The organism is Bacillus cereus, from assembly GCF_007678085.1.
Taxonomy (GTDB): domain Bacteria; phylum Bacillota; class Bacilli; order Bacillales; family Bacillaceae_G; genus Bacillus_A; species Bacillus_A cereus_BE.
Window position 1 is genome coordinate 38,309 of the sequence record NZ_VEDW01000003.1, and the last position, 19,890, is coordinate 58,198.

The following is a 19,890-nucleotide window of genomic DNA, read 5'->3' on the forward strand; positions in this document are numbered from 1 at the left end:
AATGAGTATGAAAGACATTATGAAAGTATCGATTCAAAATGTAAGGGAAGTTATTAATAATAGTATTTTGTTACTGCGCGATGTCGATAATATGCTATCTAGGGAAGGATTGACACCGCTGTTTGGAAATACATTAGGGACAGAAACGAGCAAGAACATAGGACAGTCAATGAACCAAAATAACTATACGACATTTTTCCCACAATTTATGTGTAGGGTGTATGTAGATAATATGGCATTACAACAAAATAGAGTTGAAAAAGTAACTATTGTGAATGTGCAATTGTATCACGCAAATTGTCCTTTATTATATCCTACAGTTATAACGGGGATTTTTAAATTGCCGCGTGTTTTTACCGAGCAAGAAATTAAGCAAGAGGTAAAATATTGGTGGTTAAAATATGTTGCATTTGAATATTGTTCTTATGAGGAATTAATATTTGATGGTACATCGATTACTAAAAAACCTTGGGTAGAAGATGATGATGAAACTGAGGTTGTGTTTTGGTGTCATGAATTACATACTTTTGAGAATCAAGGTGATGTGGAGAAGAAAATAGTTGAGCAGATAAGAGAGTATAAGAATTTCCCCACATACACGAATGAGGGATGTTAATCCATTAGCTTAAGTATTATTGAAATAAAAAAAGGTGAATAAATCGAGTAAGTTTGTTTATTTCTCATGAAAGCTTGTTCCTCATCATACACTTTCTTAAGGGAAAGTGTAAGGAGGGAAAATAATGAGAGCAAGTGACGATAAAGCACTGCAATATGCGATTGCGGAAATTACGGAAATTGCGACTGGATTTGGGCTTGATTTTTATCCGATGCGTTATGAAATATGTCCAGCGGAAATTATTTATACATTTGGTGCATATGGGATGCCGACGCGGTTTTCACATTGGAGTTTTGGAAAACAGTTTTTCAGAATGAAATTACAATACGATTTAGGTCTTAGTAAAATATACGAACTCGTTATTAACTCTGATCCATGTTATGCCTTTTTACTAGATACGAACTCGTTAATTCAAAATAAATTAATTGTAGCGCACGTTTTAGCACACTGTGATTTCTTTAAAAATAATATTCGCTTCTCTAATACGAAACGAGATATGGTGGAGAGTATGGCGGCAACGGCTGACCGCGTGAAAGCATATGAGCATAAGTATGGAAAGGCAGAAGTAGAAACATTTTTGGATGCCGTACTTGCTATTCAAGAACATATTGATCCATCGCTTATGCGCCCGAAACTTGCGTGGAGTATTGATGACTTGGAAGAGGAAGAAGTAGAAAAGAAAAAGGCATCACAATACGATGACCTATGGAATTTAGATGATCGCAATAAAAAGAGGGAACGTTCCAATGTACGTAAAAAGAAGAAAATTCCGCCGCAACCAGAGAAAGATTTACTCCTCTTTATTGAAGAATATAGCCGTGAGCTAGAAGATTGGCAGCGAGACATATTGACGATGATGCGTGAGGAAATGCTATATTTCTGGCCGCAGCTTGAAACGAAAATTATGAATGAAGGCTGGGCATCATACTGGCATCAACGTATACTTCGTGAAATGGACTTAACATCTGATGAAGCAATCGAATTTGCGAAATTAAATGCAGGTGTCGTTCAGCCGTCAAAAACGAGCATTAATCCATACTACCTCGGTATTAAAATGTTTGAAGATATTGAAGAACGCTACAACAACCCGACAGAAGAAATGAAACGAAGAGGCGTTAAACCAGGATCTGGTCGTGACAAAATCTTTGAAGTACGCGAAATTGAATGGGATGTATCGTTCTTAAGAAACTACTTAAACAAAGATCTCGTAATGAGAGAAGATATGTACTTATTCCAGCGCCAAGGAAAAGAATATAAAGTAATAGATAAAGAATGGGAACATGTACGTGATCAGCTCGTAAATATGCGTACAAATGGCGGCTTCCCGTACTTAGTAGTAGAAGACGGGGACTACTTAAAGAACGGAGAATTGTACATTAAACATAGTTACGAAGGAATTGAACTCGATTTAAAATACTTAGAAAAAGTACTGCCATATCTTCATCAATTATGGGGAAGAACAGTGCATATGGAGTCGATTGTGGAGAGTAAGGGCGTTGTGTTTTCTTATGATGGGAAGATGGTGCATCGGAAGTATGTGTGAAAAGAAGCCGCTGGGATCAGCGGCTTTTTTATATGGAAAATTAATGAAATTGGTGTGTCTGTATGTAATAATATTATTGCATTCATTATTTATTTGAAGGGGAAATGATTATGAATAAATTTGAATTAGAGGTAAATCAAAGGGGGTATATAATTGGAAAAGAAGTTCTGTTTTATATACTTATATGGAAAATTAATGATACAGAGTATGTGGTTAAAGTATTAGAAAATCATAAAGAAATTGTATCGGTAATTATATATGAAAAATTAGCTCTTGCTAAAAGGAAAGGTGTGGAACTTCTATTAGGTTACAACTCTAACGTCCCGATTGAGGAGGTTGAAATAGTTCACTTTAAAGAGGATCGTCCTAATGGGAAACCATGGCAAAAAGACAGTGAAAAAGTATTAGAGGAATTGTTAAAACAAAATAATAAGAATGAAGAATGTTTAATAGTAAAGGATATGATGAAAATGGTAAAAGATAAAAATACAATTCTATATGGACCACCAGGAACAGGAAAAACATATACAGTTGCAGAGAAGGCGCTTGAAATCATTATGCCACAACAATACAAGAAAATAATGGGGGATCGTACGGCTGTAATGGAGGCGTATAAAAAATTAAGCGAACAAAATCGCATTGCTTTTTGTACATTTCATCAATCTTTTGCGTATGAAGACTTTGTGGAAGGTTTAAGAAGTGATGAGGAAGGAAATTTTATATTACAGGATGGGATTTTTAAAAGAATATGTGAAACAGCGGCGTTAAGAGAAACGAAAGCCGTTTCTTTATACGATTTTGATGAGAATGAAGTTGAGTTTTATAAAATGTCTTTAGGTAGTACGCAAGAGGATGACGGAGAAGATATTTACAATTATTGTATTGAGAATAATTGTGTGGCATTAGGATGGGGAGGAAATATCGATTATAAGGAGTGTCTAGATCGCCAAGAAGTACATGAGAGATTTAGTTCATGTAGTACAGGGGACGATAGGATATTTAACGTTGATGCAATTAATCGTTTTAAAAATTGGATGAAGAAAGACGATATTATTTTCATTTCTGAAGGTAATCATAAAGTTAGGGCTATTGCCAAGGTAACTGGTGATTATAATTATGTTGCAAATTCAGAGATTAGGTATAAACACTTTCGAGAAGTGAAGTGGTTATATTATGGTGAGACAATAGGTGTCGATCAAATTTTAAAAGAAAAAGTATTATCGCAGCAAGCAATATATCAATTTGGGAAAATGGATTTAAATGGAACGCAAATTAAAAGCTTACTCACAAAACAAGTTAATGAAGAAACGGATAATTATGTTCTTATTATAGATGAAATAAATAGAGGAAATATCTCGAAAATATTTGGAGAGCTTATTACTTTAATTGAAGATGACAAAAGAATTGATGCTACAAATGAAATAAAGGTAACTTTACCTTACTCAAAAAAGTCATTTGGTATTCCTAGTAATCTTTATATTATTGGAACGATGAATACTGCGGACCGATCTATTTCGATGATGGATACAGCATTACGTCGAAGATTTCATTTTGAGGAACTGATGCCTCAACCGAATTTGTTACCAGAAAAATTAGGGGATATCGAAGTACAGAAAATGTTAAAAGTATTAAATGAGCGCATTGAGTTTTTAATTGATCGGAATCATACAATCGGACACGCCTATTTTATAAAAGAAAACTTATCTTTTGAAGAATTAGTTGGAATTATGAAGTTCAAAGTAATCCCATTGTTACAAGAATATTTTTATGAAGATTGGGAGAAAGTTGAACTTGTTTTAGGCGGAGCTGGAAAGCTAGGAGATAATTCGTATTTCTTAACAAAAGAAGAAAAAACTGCTCAAGCAATTTTTAAAACTGAATTAGATTACGATCAAACGATAAAGAAATATCAATTGGTAGAAAACCCTAATAAACAAGCTTTTTTAAATATATATGAGGGATAGGATATGAAACATATCACAACATATGAAGTTGCGGGGGAAATTTTAATTAAGGAAGATTGTCCACAATGTTTGACCGAAAAAGAAGCTAGAGAGTTAGAACAGTATATTGGAAGTAGTAAGCTTGATAAGAAGTGTATTAAATGGGGAAGAAACAGTGTAACATTTATTAATTATGTCGGTTATATTCAACTAACAACGGTATCTATTGAAATCCTACCTAAAACGCAAATAAACAGCTCTAATAAAGAAGTTGAAGAATCAAGAAAAATGTTAGTACAAATGTTATATAGGACAGGGAGTCTAAAGATTAATGTTAATGATATGAGTATGAATCAAATGTATAAGCATAATTTATTAGAGATGTTTGGAGCACTATTTGCATTGAAATTAGAAAAAGAATTAATGAAGGGGCTTTATATGCAGTATGTTCAACTAGAGGAGAACTTACATGTAGTAAAAGGGAATATTCTTTTTCAAAAACAAATACAAAATCAAGCAGCTCGTGTTAATCGTGTACATTGTCAATACGAAGAATTTTCTGCCCAAAATCAATTTAATTATATTTTAAAAAGTGCAATTGAGAAATTAATGAGTAATATTAAGCAATTAGAGACTCTAAAGAAATTGAAAAGATGCTCTGTTTATTTTGATGAGCTGACATTTTCAACAATCACCAAAATAGATTTTAGTACAATTTACTTTAATAGGCTAAATAAAAGGTTCGAACCAAGTTTTATTTTAGCGAGAATGATATTAGAAAATATGTTTTCAATTTCGAGTTTCGGAAAAGATAAAAGTTTTTCGATTTTATTTAAAATGGACGAATTGTTTGAGAAGTATATTGCTAATGTATTAGATACATGTATTGAACATAAGGTAATGAGCCAACATAAGAAATATAAACTTATGATTAATGAGTTTAATGATAGAGAAGTATATCCATTAAAACCTGATATTGTTGTTTTGCAGAATGATAGTGAAAAGTTGATTATTGATACAAAATGGAAATTTGTTAATGGTTCTAAAAATCGTCATGGGGTAAAAAGAGAAGATCTATTTCAAATGTATGCATATTTAACGAGATATGAAACAGTTTCGACAGTAATATTGTTGTATCCGCATCAACAAGCTATTGCTAAACCTTCAAGTGAACTTTTAGAATCGTGGTATTTAGAGGAAGTTACAGGAATTTCACAGAAACAAAAAATAAGGGTATATTCTATAAACTTATCGAGTGAAAGAAGAGTAATTCAAGATTTACAAAGAATAATTGAAGAAAATCTTACTGAATTATTATGAGAGTTTCTGGAATTATTGTGAGTGCATCGGAAGTATGTGTGATGAAAAGAACGGACATAGAATGCTATGTTTGTTCTTTTTTATTTGGAAAAAGGTAAAATATGCTATTCTTGAAAAAAGGGAGTTACATATAGAAATGGAGCGATTCAAATGAGCAGAATAGGGGTATGCAAGGTGGATATTACGCCGCCTGTCGGTATTGATTTTGTTGGATACCATAGAGAGACAGGAATAAATAATATTAAAGAGCGTATTTATGGGACAGTTTTTGTATTTGAAAAAGATGAAATGAAAACGGTGTTTATAAGTATTGATAATATTGGAATGTTAGTAGAAGATACGAATATGATTCGTGAGCGAGTAGCTAGTAGGCTTCATGTGCCATTTGAGCGAATAACAGTTGTTTATACACATACACACTCTGGTCCGGAAACTGTTGGTGAGCAACATTTAGTAAGGTCGTATAAAACAATTTTAGTAAATAATGTGGTGCAAGGTGCGGTTACTGCGAATAACAACTTGAAGCGATGTGAAGTTGGCTGGGGTATTACGACAGGTGATATTGGGGTCAACCGAAGAGAGCGAACATCTGATGGAAGAGCGAAGATGGGAACAAATATAGAGGGCGTTGTAGATAAACGAATTGGCTTGTTGGCAATAAGAAATGCTGAAACGAAGGAGCTATCTGGTATTGTAGTATTTTGTACTGCGCATCCGAATGTTTTAAAAGGTGATAGTGATGTATTATCAGCAGATTATCCGGGGATGACGAGAGAGATTCTTGAGAAAATCGTAAATTGTCCTGTTATTATTGTTCAAGGTGCTGCTGGTAATGTAAATGCGAAGTATCGCGGTTCAAGGGAAGCATTAAAGAAAATGGCTTACACACTTAGTGGACATGTATTAACGATGTTGCCAACAGTTACATATAGCCCAATTGTAAATTTAAGAACAGTGTCGAGTAAGATGCAAATGAAATTGAAAGATATTCCTGAAATGAATGAAATACGAAAAATGGCTCAATTGGCGGAGAAGCAGTGGGGTGTAAATACGGATGAATGGCTTACTATCATTTTAGAGAAATATAAGCAAGGTATTCGGCAGTTACGTATGGATTTAGAAGTTCAACTGTTTCAAGTTAATGATGGGATGTTCTCTGGTATACCGATGGAACCTTTTTCAGAGACTGCGTTAGAAATGAAAGAGCGTCTTCAAAATGAAATAGCTTTTCTTGGTGGATATACGAATGGATATATTGGCTATTTACCAACAAAGGAAGAGTATGCATATGGTGGATATGAAGTGGAATTAAGCCCTATTGTGTATGGAATGGTTACAAATTTGTTGATGCCACCGGAGGAGAATACAGCGGAGTTGATTGTGCATAGAGTTATGACATTATATAATGTGTAAAATTATTAATAAAACTGTAGAAAATGAATCCATTTTGAAAAAGAATACTCAAAATGGATTCGTTTTTTTTATGGAGTTTTTAGTTACCAAACAGGTCGTATATTTGATGATAATTTCTCCGTATTTTCTGTAGTAACGAATGTTGTTAAATCCTCTTTCAGCGTTTGCATTCGTTCAGCACCTATGTTTTCAATCCATCGTTGCTCTATTTCAGCTACTATTTCTTCTTTCGCTTTCATTACGGCTAAACCACGTTCGGTTAAAATAATGATTTTGCCTCTTTTATCAGTAGGATGCTTTTTGCGCGTGACATAACCACTGCTTTCAAGAGAATCGATCATTTTGCTTACAGCTTGCTTAGAAATCCCTAAATACTCAGCTAATTCTATGCCTGTTGCTCCATTAGGAAGGATACGTTTGAACATAAAACCGTGTGCTGGCCTAATATCTTCAAATCCCAATTCACTTAATCTGTCATGCAGTTCAGTAATTAATGTACTGAAAGATAATGATAAAAGTGAAGTAAGGTCTAGTTCGTTAAATGTTTGATGATTCATGTATATAACCTCCGTGATTATAGTCAATTAAGTTGACTATATATGAAACCTATTGTACTATACAGGATATAGTCAATCAAATTGACTATATCCTGTATAGTACAAATAATGATTTATATAAATAGAATTAACGGGGGTTTCATATGGCTAATATCGTAAAAATTAGAGGGAGTGTATTTGCACCGTATGCGTTGCTGAAGCCTATTAAGGACGCTGCAACAGGAAGAATTTTTGAATACGCCGGAGATGCACGTGAATTTACACCGTACGCTGTAAATTCAAAGCGTTCAAGATTAGAACAAGAAGTGATTGTTGATTTTTATAAAAGAGAAATTTTTACATATGTAGATGCTTGCATCGTTACTGTGAAAATTACAAATTCAGATGGCTTAATTGAGTATCAAAAAGGAGAAACAAGTACAGAAAACATTGTATGTACTAATATTGTATGGGGCGAAGATGAGGTTTCATTTGAAATGAGAGCAAGTGCAAGTAATCCGTTAAATGCGGCGGCACCTGCAGCAGATTATTTTTTGGTTATAAGAGTTAATACAAGTGGCATTGTGCATATTGAAGGTTTACATGATGGTTTCCCTTGCTATGAATTTTATAAACAAATAGATTTTGGTTCATTTGAAAAAATATATACACATGATTTCAGAGAAACGAATGATACCCCAGCAGCACTAGCTGGAGAAATGGAATATAGCTTTAAAACGAAAATCTAGCTATAAATATAGCATCATTTGTAAGAAGGAAGTAGCCAACGAAAAAGAGAAAGATTTTAATTATATGGCTGAAATGGTGTTTTTTATTAAATAATGCAGTATATAAAATTAGAATTATAGAGGTGTTTCTTATGGCTAATATCGTAAAAGTTAGAGCTAACGTATTTATTCCAATGTCTTGGACAGAGCCGAAGAAGGATATGGAAACAGGAAAAATAATTCAATTCGAAGGTGATTCACGCGAATTTACACCACATGCGGTAAATACTATGCGCTCTAGAGTTGAGCAAGAGGTAGTAGTTGATTTTTATAAAGGAGAAGTGTTTTCATATGCGAACACAGGTATTACGACAGAGAAGGTTACGAATCCAGATGGTTCTGTGAATAAAAGAACAGGAAAAGCGAGTACTGAAAATATTGTGTGCACTAATATCGTATGGAATCCTGATAGTGTGCAATTTAAAATGAGTGCGAGCGCAAGTAATCCGTTAAATATATATGCACCTCCTGTAGATTATGTATTACATGTATGTGTGAACAAGGATGGTAGTATTGATATTCAAGGAGAGCATGATGGATTCCCTTGTTTTGAATTTTATAAGCAAGTAGACTTCGGTTCATTTGAAAAAATATATACACATGATTTTAGAGAAACTGGTGATACAGCTGCAGCACTAGGTGGAGAAATGGATTATAGTTTTAAAAAGAGTTTATAAGAAGTGAGATAATAATGTAGTGTAGTTGAGAAATGCAAAAGGCAATAAAACAAGTGGCTTTTGCATTTTTACTATACGTTAGAAAGTTTCAAAAAACAAAAGGCTTTACAATATACCCTCTAGGGTATATGATATTATACAAAGTTACAAAGTAATGTATAATGTAGTTATAAATACGGAGGTGGTCTATAGTGGAATACAATCAAGATATGAAAAATAGATTGAAACGTATTGAAGGGCAAGTTCGTGGTGTGCTTCGTATGATGGAAGAAGGAAAAGATTGTCGAGAGGTTATTACACAGTTAACGGCATCGCGTTCTGCACTTGATCGTACAATTGGACTTGTTGTGGGAACAAATTTAGAGCAATGTTTACGTGAGCAGTTTGAAAACGGTAATGGTTCAAATGAAGAGTTAATTAAAGAAGCTGTTCAATTACTTGTAAAAAGCCGATAATCTGTCAAACATAAGTGTTGACAGATTTTCAAAAACATTTTAATATACCCCTACAGGTATATGTATATAGATTATGGAGGAATCGACTATGAGTATAAAAGTGGATATGAGTCTAGATTGTAAAGGGTTGGCTTGTCCGATGCCGATTATCAAGACGAAGAAGGCGATGGAAGGTTTGACATCAGGGCAAGTGATTGAAGTTCAGGCAACAGATAAAGGGTCTACTGTAGATATACAAAGTTGGACGAATAAAGTAGGTCATCAATATATCGGGACGAAACACGAAGGTGATCTATTGATGCATTACGTTAGAAAAGCACATGAGCATGAAGTGAATGAAGTAGTGAAATATCCTCAAACAATTACAAATGCGGAATTGCAAAATATATTATCAAGTGGTGAAGAGTGCATTGTGTTAGATGTTCGTGAAGCGGCTGAATTTGCTTTTGGTCATATTCCATCGGCAATTTCAGTTCCACTAGGCGAACTGGGCAGAGCAGAATTAGATCAGAAGAAGCAAATTTATATTGTTTGTCGAACTGGTAACCGTAGTGATGTAGCTTGCCAAATGTTGAAAGAGAAAGGGTATTCAAATGTGAAAAATGTCATTCCAGGTATGTTAGAGTGGCAAGGGAATGTGGAAAAATAAAATTTTTTAAAGGTGAATATACCTATGGGGGTAATTAAATGAGCATTAAACCGTTATATGCAAAAGATGTTGCAGAGAAAGTTTTATTCGGAGAGTTGTTTATTTTGGATGTTCGTAATGAGACGGATTATGAAGATTGGAAAATTGAAGGGAGACAAATTTCTTCTATAAATAAACCGTATTTTGATTTGTTAGATGGCGTAGATCATATTGCAAGTGAATTGCCGAGGGGAAAAGAAATTTTAGTCGTATGTGCGAAAGAAGGTTCTTCACAGTTTGTTGCAGAGCAATTGCTAGATGCTGGATTCCAGAATGTGTTTTATTTAGCTGGCGGTATGAAAGCTTGGAGTGAATATGTGAAGCCGTTAAAAGTAGGAGATATACAAGGCGGAGGAAGTATATATCAATTTAACCGCCTTGGAAAAGGTTGTTTATCTTATATGGTCGTTTCAAACGGTGAGGCAGCGGTTATTGATGCGGTAAGAACAGTTGAAGCATATGAAGAGTTTGCGAAAGAGCATGGCGTTACGATTACAAATGTAATGGATACACATTTACATGCAGACCATATTTCTGGAGGATATAAGTTAGCTGAAAGAGTAGGTGGCACGTATTGGTTACCGCCAAAAGATGCGGAGGAAGTTGTTTTCTCATATAAACCGCTTGTTGAAGGATCTGTTATTACGGTGGGGGGTACCAAAATTGAAATTGATGCATTATACTCACCAGGGCATACGATTGGAAGTACATCATTTATTGTAGATGATTCTTATTTATTATCAGGCGATATTTTATTTGTAGATTCAATCGGGCGTCCAGATCTTGCGGGAAAGGCTGAAGATTGGGTGAGTGATTTACGAGAAACTTTATATAATCGATATCAAGTATTATCTCAACAATTAATCGTGTTACCGGCTCATTATTCAAAAATAAGTGAAATGGATGAGAATGGTGTTGTGAGTGCAAAGTTAAAAGATTTATTTGCGCATAATGCAGGGCTAAATATTGAGGATGAGGGAGAGTTTCGTAAAGTTGTAACAGAGAATTTACCACCTCAGCCGAATGCTTATGAAGAAATTCGTCAAACGAATATGGGTAAAATTCATCCGAGTGTAGATGAAGAGCGTGAAATGGAAATTGGTCCAAATCGTTGTGCAGTTCACGAATAAGAAATAAATAAAAAAATGGAGGAATAGATGATGAATGTAAAACAAGTATTAGATGCGAAAGGTTTAGCATGTCCAATGCCGATTGTAAGAACGAAGAAAGCGATGGATACTTTACAAACTGGAGAAGTGTTAGAAGTACATGTAACGGATAAAGGGTCAGTTAAGGATATTCCGGCGTGGGCAAATAAAGGTGGGCATGACATCGTAAAGCATGAAGAAGAAGCTGATGTGCTGAAGTTTTGGATTAAGAAGGCGTAGCAGTTTTATAAATGTAGAGAGGTTGGTTATATGAATACAATATTAAGTACGCTTTTCATTGTGCTGGCTGTAGTGTTTGTTATTTCGCGTTTTTTACCAGTGAAAGGTGTTCAAAATATAAGTGGAAAAGAATTAAAGAGTATAGCGGGAAAAAAGGGAAAACAATTCATCGATGTTCGCACAATAGGTGAATATAGAGGGAATCATATGAAGGGATTTCAAAATATCCCGTTAAATGAGTTAGCTAGTAAGGCAAATCAGTTAGATAAAAATAAGGAAGTAATCGTTATTTGTCAGAGCGGGATGAGAAGTAAGCAAGCAGCAAAAGTATTAAAGAAATTAGGATTTCAGCACGTTATCAATGTTTCAGGTGGTATGAACGCTTTGTAAGAAAGGAATATCAAGATGAAAGAAATAACAGCGAAAGAAGTAGAGGAAAGATTGTTACGAAATGAAGAGTTATATGTAATTGATGTTCGCGAAGTAGAAGAAGTAGCGGAAGGGAAAATTCCAGGAGTGCTTCCTATTAGGTTAGGTCTACTAGAATTTCGAATGCATGAGTTGGATAAAAAGAAAGAATATATTATCGTTTGTCGATCTGGCGGAAGAAGTGCAAGAGCAGTTCAGTTTTTAGAGAGCTACGGTTTTCAAGCAATCAATATGGTAGGTGGCATGTTAGCGTGGGAAGGTAAAGTCATAGTGAAGTAAGTGATTTCAGCCTTTTTATAAATAATTAAATACCCCTATAGGTAATTGAAGGGAGAACAACATGGAACAACAGAAGAAAACAACAATCGTTTTATTTAGCGGAGATTATGATAAAGCGATGGCTGCTTATATTATTGCAAATGGTGCAGCGGCATATGATCAAGAGGTAACTATTTTTCATACTTTTTGGGGATTAAATGCTTTAAGGAAAGATGAGCATGTGAAGGTAAAGAAAACGTTCATAGAAAAAGTATTTGGAAAAATGATGCCGCGTGGTGCGGATAAGATGGGATTATCAAAAATGAATTTTGCCGGTATGGGACCAAAGATGATTAAAGGTATTATGAAAAAACATAATGCGATGCCTTTACCGGATCTAATGGATTTGGCGAAAGAACAGGGAATTAAACTTGTAGCTTGTCAAATGACGGTAGATTTATTAGGGTTAAAAGAGGAAGAGATTATGGAAGGGGTAGAGTTTGCAGGAGTAGGAGCTTATTTAGCAGATGCTTCGGATGGGAATGTGAACTTATTCATTTAAATCACCTTCTTTTTAGAAGGCGGGGGATATAAGGTGAGTTTAGTCGTATTACTTTTTATAATTGGGTTTATCGGATCGTTTATATCAGGAATGGTTGGAATTGGCGGGGCGATTATTAATTATCCGATGATCCTATACATTCCGGTATTGCTAGGATTTACTGGCTATACGTCACATGAAGTGAGTGGTATTACAGCGGTGCAAGTATTCTTTGCAACTTTTGCAGGAGCATGGGCCTATCGGAAAAGTAATGATATGGATAAAACATTAGTTATGTATATGGGATTTAGTATATTAATAGGAAGTTTCATAGGGAGTTTTGGTGCTAACATATTAGAGGAACATACGGTCAATGTTGTTTATGCAGCTTTAGCAACAATTGCTGCTATTATGATGTTCGTACCGAAACGAAATAATAGTGATGAAGTGAAGTATACTAAATGGTTAGCGAGCTTGTTAGCGTTTATTGTAGGAGGGGCATCAGGCATTATTGGTGCTGGTGGTTCTTTCTTATTAGTTCCGATTATGCTAGTTATTTTAAAATTGCCGATACGTACAACAATAGCAACATCTATCGCTATTACGTTTATTTCCTCAGTAGGGATTACGACTGGAAAAGTGATAACTGGGCAAGTAGTTGTAATTCCAGCTCTTATTATTGCGATTGCAAGTATCTTTGCTGCGCCGCTTGGAGCGCGAGTTGGGAAGAGGATTAATCAAAAAGCATTGCAATATATGTTATCAATTTTGATTGTAGGTACTGCTGTTAAAATGTGGATTGATATGATATCGAAATAAAAGGATGGCGCTGCTTGCAGCCCATCCTTTTATTTATCCCCAAATAACTTTCATTAAGTTTTTATATTCGTCATTTGCTAACCTATATAGCGCTAGCGTATGTTCAAAGACAAGTGCTGGATTAAAGTTTGGTTCTGAGAATGCAAGAGATGTTGAAATATCAATTGCATTTTGCTTGTTTAATGTGAATTTTGCAAATCGATAATATGTGTTTAATTCATTGATAACGTGCAAAATATCATTTGTTGCGGTTGCATCAGGTACGTGAGCAACATTGAAGCAGTATATATCCACAGTAGGATCTTCATTTTGGAAAGCAGCGAGAAGTTGAATTTTTGCGCCAGCTTCTGTTTCTAATCCTACTGAAAAATGAACAGAACCATTATTTTCATCTATATTTTCTTCCATGTATATATCGTTTGACTTTAAGTAGTCTCTAAAATCTGAGATGTTATGTTTTACTGCAGCTTTCATATGTATGAGCCCCCTGATAATTGGAATAGATTGCTACTATTTATTATAATTTAAAAATATTAAAAAAGATAGTTAGAAAGTTCTGATTTTTTAATTATGAATAAAAAAGCAGCTCTCTACCTCCATAGAGAACTGCTTTTTTTTATTCATTGTCGTTAGACGATGTTTCTGTGTCTTCACTGCTATTTTTATTCTTATTTTTAGATTCATTGTTACTTGATTCGCGTTCACTTGAATTTTCAGACTTAGATTCTTTTGTTTTTTCTGTGCTTGTTTTCTTTGAATCAGAGTCTGTTTTTGTATATGCAGGTAATCCAAGGTGAGCACGAAGATCGTTTGTAACTTTTGCTAATTCTTTTTTATCTGGATTGTAGTAATATGTTCGGCCGCCACCAGCAGATTGGCTACATGTATCGTCACCTTTTGCCATATAGCAGTCTTCACCTTGAAGTTGTAATTTCTCAATTTCTGAATCCGATCCATACTTATAGAATGAAAGCATATCATCGAATGTTAAGTTTGTAACGAATTGTCCGTTAATATCATCAATGATGTTACCAACTTTTGTTACAGATCCAACGTTTGTTAGTTTCTTTAAAATTGCTTCAATAACGAGCTGTTGACGTTGCCCACGCATTGCATCACTATCGATGTGGCGCGTTCTAGCAAGAGCAAGAGCTTCTTCACTATTCAGCTTTTGAACACCTTTCTTTAAGTGAATTGCATCAGCAGTATCATTACTATCTTGTTCAGTAAATTCAACCGGTACATCGACTTCAATGCCGCCTAAATCATCGACAATTTTCATAAATGATTTAAAGTTAAACTTTACAAAGTAATCAACAGGAACATTTAGTAATTTTTCAACTGCATCAATACTTGCTTGTGGTCCACCATCTTTTCCGTTTTTAGTAGAACCGTATGCATGAGCGTGTGTAATTTTATCTTTTTTCTTTTCCACTGGAATATAAGCATATGTATCTCGTGGAATACTTAATAGTTTTACAGTTTTGCTATCCTTATTAAACGTTGCGAGTAATAGTGCATCCGTTCTTATAGCTTCACCATATTCTTTCCCACGGACATCGCTTTCATCAACACCCATGATTAAGACAGAGACGTTATTTGTAATAGGTTTTACAGCTTTATCACGTAAATCAGATTTATCACCGCGCGCTAAATCGTGTGCGGCATTTCGAACAGCAGAAGATGCTTTATTTACTAAAAACCAAGTATAACCGCCACCTAGTATAAAAAAGAATAGAATAACGCTTATAATAATTTTTGTTTTTTTCTTACTTTTTTTCGGTTTACTGCGTGTATTTTCTTGCAAAGATGGGTTTTGCTCCATTTCCTGTACTCCTTCATTTGGATTGAAATACGACACTCATATCCACTTATTATAATGAAATTTAGCGAAAAAAAACATTACAAATCATTTACATTTCGTAAAAATTCAATTTATTTATAAAAAGTCAGATTTTCTATATTTTATTTTTAAGATGTAGAATAAGTATAAGTTTTTTTAGTAGAAATGAAAATATGTATTGTGAGAAAGTGATAGAGAAGTAAGATTTGTTGAAATATAGCCAAGAAGAAATGAGCAGGTTTACTTGTTTCTTCTATATAATAAAGAAGAATTTGACGGATAAAGGAGAGAGCATAATGAATCATACATCATTCCGAGCAATCGTTGTGAACGAAATGGAAAGTAAGCAGTTTATAAGAAAAGTTGTAGAGAGAGAAGTAAGTAGTTTACCTGAGGGGGACGTATTAATACAGGTTCATTATTCTTCATTAAATTATAAAGATGCGCTTTCAGCTACTGGTAATAAAGGGGTTACGAGGACGTATCCTCATACGCCGGGAATTGATGCAGCAGGAGAAGTTGTGAGTAGTAAGGATGAAACTATTAAAGTAGGAGATCAAGTCATTGTAACGGGATATGATTTAGGGATGAATACTTCTGGTGGTTTCGGAGAATATATTTGCGTGCCGGCATCTTGGGTCATTCCTTTACCAGAGGGAATGTCATTAAAGGAAAGTATGATGTACGGGACAGCAGGTTTTACAGCTGCTTTATCAGTATATAAGCTTATTGGAGCAGGCATAACGCCTACTATGGGAGATGTTTTAGTAACGGGTGCCACAGGCGGCGTTGGGAGTGTAGCTGTTAGTATTTTAAGTAAGTTAGGATTTAACGTAGTAGGGGCAACAGGGAAAATGGAAGAGGAAGAGATGCTACTACGTCTAGGAGCAAAAAAAGTGATTCATCGTACGGAGTTGAATGATGAATCAGGAAGACCAATGCTAAAAGGGATATACGCAGGGGTTATCGATACTGTAGGTGGACGTATGCTAGAAACAGCTTTAAAAACGGTAAAGTATGGTGGTTGTGTAACGACATGCGGTAATGTGGCAGGGCAGGAATTGCAAACAACGGTATATCCGTTTATTTTGCGAGGCATAAGTCTTTTAGGAATAGATTCTGTGCAATGTCTAGTAGATGTGAGAAGAGATGTGTGGACGCTTTTAGCGAGTGAATGGAAAAATAAAGAGTTACTATCTTATGCAGAAGAATGTACATTAGAAGAGTTAGATGAGAAGTTTACACTTATATTGCAAGGAAAGTTAAAAGGAAGAACGGTTGTAAATATAAAATGAAAAAAGAGACGCTTAAACTAGCGTCTCTTTCCTAATTATAATGATTGTTTTAAATTGACTTTACCTTGTTCACCTAAAACACCATCAGCGATATTTACAGCGTGATCGCCAATACGCTCTAAGTTACTTACCATATCAACGAAGATGATACTTGCATCACCTGAACAGCTACGTTCGTTCAGACGTAATACGTGACGTTTACGAAGAACACGTTCCATTTGGTCGATTTTACGTTCTTTCGCAATAACAGTTTGAGCTAGTTCAGTATCGAAGTTTGTTAAAGCTTCAACTGCGTCTTGTAATGTTGAAATTGTTAACTCAAGCATTTCATTTAGTTCAGCTAGTGCTTCGTCTGATAGAGAAACACGGTTTGAAATTTGGAAATCTACAAGTTCTACAAGGTTTTCTACATGATCACCGACACGTTCAATATCTCCAACAACACCAGCTAAAACGGAATGTTTTTCAGAATCTGAAGGTGAGAGTGGCTTTTCTGATAGTAAAACTAAATACTCGGTAATTTTTTTATCTAAATTGTTAATAGCTCCTTCTAATTGAGTAGCCATGTTTTCGTGCTTTTTATCTTGTGTATTTAAATATTGATTCGCTTCTTTTAATCCGTGTAATGAAAATTCAGCCATACGCACAATCTCTTTTTGAGCTTCAGTTAAAGCGATAGCTGGAGATTGCTCAATAAAGATTGGATTTAAATGTTGCGGTTTGAAGTTAATAGATGAATCTTCACCACGAATGATTTTTGTTACGATCCATGCTAATACTGCAATAAATGGGAACTGAATGATTGTATTCGTTACGTTAAATGTTCCATGTGCGAATGCAATTGTCATTTCTGGATTTAAGTTTAATGACGTTTGGAAATACTGGATTAAACTTGTAAATGGTACTAATAAAATCGTAAATATGATTGTACCGATAATATTAAAGATAACGTGAACTAATGCTGCACGTCTTGCGGCGATTGAAGTACCGATTGCTGCTAATACTGCTGTAATTGTTGTACCGATGTTATCACCGAACAATACAGGAAGAGAAGCTTGTAAATCGATTGCACCTTGACCGAATAGTTCTTGTAAAATACCGATTGTTGCGCTTGAGCTTTGTACAATTAAAGTGAACACTGTACCGACAATAATTCCTAAGATTGGATTGTCACTCATGCTAACCATTAACTCTTGGAATGACTCTAAAGAACGAAGAGGTTTCATACCTGCGCTCATTAATTCTAAACCGAAGAATAACATACCAAAACCGAATACAACTTGACCTACAGAATGTACTTTTTTATTTTTAAAGAAGAATAGTAAAATAGCTCCAACTGCCATAACTGGGAGAGCGTATTCTCCGATTTTAATTCCGATAATAAAGGCAGTAACTGTCGTACCGATGTTCGCACCCATAATAACACCAATTGCTTGTCTTAATGTCATAAATCCGGCACTTACAAGTCCGACTGTTAAAGCGGTTGTTCCTGAACTTGATTGGATTAATACAGTAACTAACATACCTGCTAGTACACCCATCAGTGGGTTTGTTGTAAAGCGATCTAGAATATCGCGAAGACGATCTCCAGCTGCTTGTTGCAGTCCATCGCCCATGTATTTAATACCAAATAAGAAAATACCTAATCCACCAATGAACTGGAAGATCATATCTTGAATATTGTATTCCACGCATTCCACTCCTTAAATTTCATGTACGATGTAATTATTAACTAAACCTTGAGGCACTGTAAACGGTTTATCAGTAAAATTTACACTAAATTTACAAAGGGGTGAAAAGTTTACAAATCTTTAAAGAAATAGCTGGATTTAATTGGTTTTATCCCTATATAAACAGTGTTTTTGTAAAGAAATCACACTTTTTAGAATAGTATTGTTTAGTTGAATATGAAGGAAAGCGTCTGCGAGTTCATCGTATATTTTTTGATGAAAGTTAAAAAAATATGTAGGAAAATGATTGTATTAGTTTTTTCTTATGACTCACTCCGCTTTTGCAAATAAAAAAGCTACTGAAATTATCCAGCAGCTTTTTCTCTGTTTTTATCTCCATGCTTTTGTTTCCTTACATTTGTGATGTAAATGAACAGGAAGGCAATAAGTAGTAGAGAGGAATAGCGATATACAGTTGCGTAGTTTGTAAAATGTGCAATGAATCCAAATATAATTGCGCCAGCACCAATTCCGAGGTCAAATGCTGAGAAGAATGTAGCGGTTGCGACGCCTCGTCGGTGGGGTGCTACTCGGTCGATCATCCATGCTTGCAGTGCAGGTTGAATCGCTCCAAAGCCACTTCCGTAACATGCTGCTGCAATAATTAAACTCGGAATAGTAGTTGTGTACGACAATAAAATAATACCTGTAAACGTAATAATAACTCCTGGAATAATAACAAATGCATGACCTTTCGCATCATATAACTTTCCAGAAAACGGACGAGTGACAGCGATTGCAAGTGCATTAAATAAGAAGAAGAGGCTTATATCAGCAATTCCGACTTCCGTAGCAAATAATGTAATAAAGCTCCCGATTCCTCCGTACATTAATGTAATACATAATATTAATAGTGAAGGAAGTAAAGCTTTGCGCTCAATAAATCCATCGAGAAAAGTACCAGATGTTTGCTGTGGTGGTTGCGGCGATTTTTTGATTTGAAGTAGTTTCGTTAATATTAATGAAACAATTGTACAGGAAAGTGCACATAAAAAAAGAATTGTGAAGTTATATGTTTGCATAAGCCAAAGTCCGATAAGTGGACCGAGCGCCATTGCAATCGTTCCAGAAAGACCGAAATATCCCATGCCTTCACCACGGCGAGCTTGCGGAATTAAATCTGAAACGACAGTTCCATATGTAGTCGTTGTAATACCAAAACCAGCTCCGTGTAAAATTCGAACGGCAAGCAATAGGAAAACGGTTGAAGCGAAAAGATAACTACCCATAGCGAGTAAACAAATAGCAGTACCGATCATTAAAATGATTTTTTTATTAAATTTCTGTAAGGCGTTTCCAGTTAGCGGTCTAACAAAAAGTGCGGCCACGGTAAACATGCCGACAACAAATCCAATATTGGAACTTGTGCCACCAATTTCTTTCACATAAACAGGTAAAGTTGGAATTAACATTTGAAACCCTAAAAACATACATAAGTTTGCTAGAATTAGCGCCATAAACTCTTTCGTCCATAACGGTTCTCGTTTTACGAGTATTGCCTCTCCCATATATTCATCCCCTATATAAAATTTCTCTTTTCTTTCGAGTATATGTATTGGTCAATGTAACAGTCAAGGAAGGTGCCTTGAAAACGTATAACAATTTTCG

General features: G+C 35.0%; 21 protein-coding genes. 16 read left to right on the plus strand and 5 right to left on the minus strand.

Annotated elements, in window-relative coordinates; all coding sequences use genetic code 11:
• Positions 1 to 7: 7 nt before the first annotated feature.
• The 5 genes from FS742_RS13860 to FS742_RS13880 all read left to right on the plus strand — a co-directional run bounded on the left by FS742_RS13860 (position 8) and on the right by FS742_RS13880 (position 6,835).
• Entirely contained in the window at positions 8 to 616 is a 609-nt protein-coding gene (locus FS742_RS13860) for a hypothetical protein (RefSeq protein WP_260869666.1), read from the plus strand.
• Positions 617 to 740: 124 nt separating this feature from the next.
• Entirely contained in the window at positions 741 to 2,159 is a 1,419-nt protein-coding gene (gene spoVR / locus FS742_RS13865) for a stage V sporulation protein SpoVR (protein WP_144612996.1), read from the plus strand.
• A gap of 110 nt (positions 2,160 to 2,269) precedes the next feature.
• A complete protein-coding gene (locus tag FS742_RS13870; RefSeq protein ID WP_144612998.1) occupies positions 2,270 to 4,123 on the plus strand; it encodes an AAA family ATPase in 1,854 nt (617 codons plus the stop codon).
• 3 nt (positions 4,124 to 4,126) lie between these two features.
• Positions 4,127 to 5,422: an McrC family protein gene (locus FS742_RS13875; protein ID WP_144613000.1), complete on the plus strand. Its 1,296-nt coding sequence runs from the start codon at positions 4,127 to 4,129 to the stop codon at positions 5,420 to 5,422.
• 150 nt (positions 5,423 to 5,572) lie between these two features.
• On the plus strand, positions 5,573 to 6,835 hold the full coding sequence (locus FS742_RS13880; protein ID WP_144613002.1) for a neutral/alkaline non-lysosomal ceramidase N-terminal domain-containing protein: 1,263 nt from the start codon (positions 5,573 to 5,575) through the stop codon (positions 6,833 to 6,835).
• Between the two features lie 83 nt (positions 6,836 to 6,918).
• Here FS742_RS13880 and FS742_RS13885 read toward each other — a convergent pair whose 3' ends face one another.
• Entirely contained in the window at positions 6,919 to 7,392 is a 474-nt protein-coding gene (locus FS742_RS13885; protein WP_144613004.1) for a MarR family winged helix-turn-helix transcriptional regulator, read from the minus strand.
• Between the two features lie 143 nt (positions 7,393 to 7,535).
• Between FS742_RS13885 and FS742_RS13890 the strand changes: the two genes are divergently transcribed.
• From FS742_RS13890 to FS742_RS13935, 10 genes are all read left to right on the plus strand, one after another.
• Complete coding sequence (locus FS742_RS13890) at positions 7,536 to 8,120, plus strand: DUF3238 domain-containing protein (protein ID WP_144613006.1); 585 nt, start codon at positions 7,536 to 7,538, stop codon at positions 8,118 to 8,120.
• Between the two features lie 131 nt (positions 8,121 to 8,251).
• Positions 8,252 to 8,836, plus strand: a complete 585-nt coding sequence (locus tag FS742_RS13895) for a DUF3238 domain-containing protein (RefSeq protein WP_144613007.1) — start codon at positions 8,252 to 8,254, stop codon at positions 8,834 to 8,836.
• A gap of 191 nt (positions 8,837 to 9,027) precedes the next feature.
• Positions 9,028 to 9,291: a metal-sensitive transcriptional regulator gene (locus FS742_RS13900; protein ID WP_144613009.1), complete on the plus strand. Its 264-nt coding sequence runs from the start codon at positions 9,028 to 9,030 to the stop codon at positions 9,289 to 9,291.
• A gap of 73 nt (positions 9,292 to 9,364) precedes the next feature.
• Complete coding sequence (locus tag FS742_RS13905; RefSeq protein WP_144613011.1) at positions 9,365 to 9,940, plus strand: sulfurtransferase TusA family protein; 576 nt, start codon at positions 9,365 to 9,367, stop codon at positions 9,938 to 9,940.
• 38 nt (positions 9,941 to 9,978) lie between these two features.
• On the plus strand, positions 9,979 to 11,109 hold the full coding sequence (locus FS742_RS13910; RefSeq protein WP_144613013.1) for an MBL fold metallo-hydrolase: 1,131 nt from the start codon (positions 9,979 to 9,981) through the stop codon (positions 11,107 to 11,109).
• A 27-nt stretch (positions 11,110 to 11,136) separates the two neighbouring features.
• Entirely contained in the window at positions 11,137 to 11,367 is a 231-nt protein-coding gene (locus FS742_RS13915) for a sulfurtransferase TusA family protein (protein ID WP_048526303.1), read from the plus strand.
• 30 nt (positions 11,368 to 11,397) lie between these two features.
• The gene (locus tag FS742_RS13920; RefSeq protein ID WP_144613015.1) at positions 11,398 to 11,757 is read left to right on the plus strand and encodes a rhodanese-like domain-containing protein; all 360 of its coding nucleotides are present in this window, start codon (positions 11,398 to 11,400) and stop codon (positions 11,755 to 11,757) included.
• A 15-nt stretch (positions 11,758 to 11,772) separates the two neighbouring features.
• Positions 11,773 to 12,075, plus strand: a complete 303-nt coding sequence (locus FS742_RS13925) for a rhodanese-like domain-containing protein (RefSeq protein ID WP_144613017.1) — start codon at positions 11,773 to 11,775, stop codon at positions 12,073 to 12,075.
• 61 nt (positions 12,076 to 12,136) lie between these two features.
• A complete protein-coding gene (locus FS742_RS13930) occupies positions 12,137 to 12,616 on the plus strand; it encodes a DsrE/DsrF/DrsH-like family protein (RefSeq protein ID WP_000437730.1) in 480 nt (159 codons plus the stop codon).
• 33 nt (positions 12,617 to 12,649) lie between these two features.
• Positions 12,650 to 13,414, plus strand: coding sequence for a sulfite exporter TauE/SafE family protein (locus FS742_RS13935; RefSeq protein ID WP_144613019.1), 765 nt, complete (start codon positions 12,650 to 12,652; stop codon positions 13,412 to 13,414).
• 33 nt (positions 13,415 to 13,447) lie between these two features.
• Here the strand turns inward: FS742_RS13935 and FS742_RS13940 are convergent, their stop codons facing one another.
• Positions 13,448 to 13,888: a hypothetical protein gene (locus FS742_RS13940; protein WP_144613021.1), complete on the minus strand. Its 441-nt coding sequence runs from the start codon at positions 13,886 to 13,888 to the stop codon at positions 13,448 to 13,450.
• 142 nt (positions 13,889 to 14,030) lie between these two features.
• Complete coding sequence (locus FS742_RS13945; RefSeq protein ID WP_144613023.1) at positions 14,031 to 15,239, minus strand: LCP family protein; 1,209 nt, start codon at positions 15,237 to 15,239, stop codon at positions 14,031 to 14,033.
• A gap of 314 nt (positions 15,240 to 15,553) precedes the next feature.
• Here FS742_RS13945 and FS742_RS13950 point away from each other — a divergent pair, with 314 nt between their 5' ends.
• Positions 15,554 to 16,552: a YhdH/YhfP family quinone oxidoreductase gene (locus tag FS742_RS13950; RefSeq protein ID WP_144613025.1), complete on the plus strand. Its 999-nt coding sequence runs from the start codon at positions 15,554 to 15,556 to the stop codon at positions 16,550 to 16,552.
• 35 nt (positions 16,553 to 16,587) lie between these two features.
• Here FS742_RS13950 and FS742_RS13955 read toward each other — a convergent pair whose 3' ends face one another.
• A complete protein-coding gene (locus FS742_RS13955; RefSeq protein ID WP_144613027.1) occupies positions 16,588 to 18,243 on the minus strand; it encodes a Na/Pi cotransporter family protein in 1,656 nt (551 codons plus the stop codon).
• Between the two features lie 344 nt (positions 18,244 to 18,587).
• A complete protein-coding gene (locus tag FS742_RS13960; RefSeq protein ID WP_144613029.1) occupies positions 18,588 to 19,790 on the minus strand; it encodes an MFS transporter in 1,203 nt (400 codons plus the stop codon).
• Positions 19,791 to 19,890 lie beyond the last annotated feature (100 nt).

What these genes read in the sequence shown, in the direction of transcription:
- spoVR (WP_144612996.1), top strand. Translation starts at nt 741, where the DNA reads ATGAGAGCAAGTGACGATAAAGCACTGCAATATGCGATTGCGGAAATT.
- FS742_RS13895 (WP_144613007.1), top strand. Translation starts at nt 8,252, where the DNA reads ATGGCTAATATCGTAAAAGTTAGAGCTAACGTATTTATTCCAATGTCT.
- FS742_RS13945 (WP_144613023.1), bottom strand. Translation starts at nt 15,239, where the DNA reads ATGGAGCAAAACCCATCTTTGCAAGAAAATACACGCAGTAAACCGAAA.
- FS742_RS13860 (WP_260869666.1), top strand. Translation starts at nt 8, where the DNA reads ATGAAAGACATTATGAAAGTATCGATTCAAAATGTAAGGGAAGTTATT.
- FS742_RS13875 (WP_144613000.1), top strand. Translation starts at nt 4,127, where the DNA reads ATGAAACATATCACAACATATGAAGTTGCGGGGGAAATTTTAATTAAG.
- FS742_RS13960 (WP_144613029.1), bottom strand. Translation starts at nt 19,790, where the DNA reads ATGGGAGAGGCAATACTCGTAAAACGAGAACCGTTATGGACGAAAGAG.
- FS742_RS13905 (WP_144613011.1), top strand. Translation starts at nt 9,365, where the DNA reads ATGGAGGAATCGACTATGAGTATAAAAGTGGATATGAGTCTAGATTGT.
- FS742_RS13925 (WP_144613017.1), top strand. Translation starts at nt 11,773, where the DNA reads ATGAAAGAAATAACAGCGAAAGAAGTAGAGGAAAGATTGTTACGAAAT.
- FS742_RS13885 (WP_144613004.1), bottom strand. Translation starts at nt 7,392, where the DNA reads ATGAATCATCAAACATTTAACGAACTAGACCTTACTTCACTTTTATCA.
- FS742_RS13930 (WP_000437730.1), top strand. Translation starts at nt 12,137, where the DNA reads ATGGAACAACAGAAGAAAACAACAATCGTTTTATTTAGCGGAGATTAT.
- FS742_RS13950 (WP_144613025.1), top strand. Translation starts at nt 15,554, where the DNA reads ATGAATCATACATCATTCCGAGCAATCGTTGTGAACGAAATGGAAAGT.
- FS742_RS13910 (WP_144613013.1), top strand. Translation starts at nt 9,979, where the DNA reads ATGAGCATTAAACCGTTATATGCAAAAGATGTTGCAGAGAAAGTTTTA.
- FS742_RS13920 (WP_144613015.1), top strand. Translation starts at nt 11,398, where the DNA reads ATGAATACAATATTAAGTACGCTTTTCATTGTGCTGGCTGTAGTGTTT.
- FS742_RS13915 (WP_048526303.1), top strand. Translation starts at nt 11,137, where the DNA reads ATGATGAATGTAAAACAAGTATTAGATGCGAAAGGTTTAGCATGTCCA.
- FS742_RS13880 (WP_144613002.1), top strand. Translation starts at nt 5,573, where the DNA reads ATGAGCAGAATAGGGGTATGCAAGGTGGATATTACGCCGCCTGTCGGT.
- FS742_RS13870 (WP_144612998.1), top strand. Translation starts at nt 2,270, where the DNA reads ATGAATAAATTTGAATTAGAGGTAAATCAAAGGGGGTATATAATTGGA.
- FS742_RS13890 (WP_144613006.1), top strand. Translation starts at nt 7,536, where the DNA reads ATGGCTAATATCGTAAAAATTAGAGGGAGTGTATTTGCACCGTATGCG.
- FS742_RS13940 (WP_144613021.1), bottom strand. Translation starts at nt 13,888, where the DNA reads ATGAAAGCTGCAGTAAAACATAACATCTCAGATTTTAGAGACTACTTA.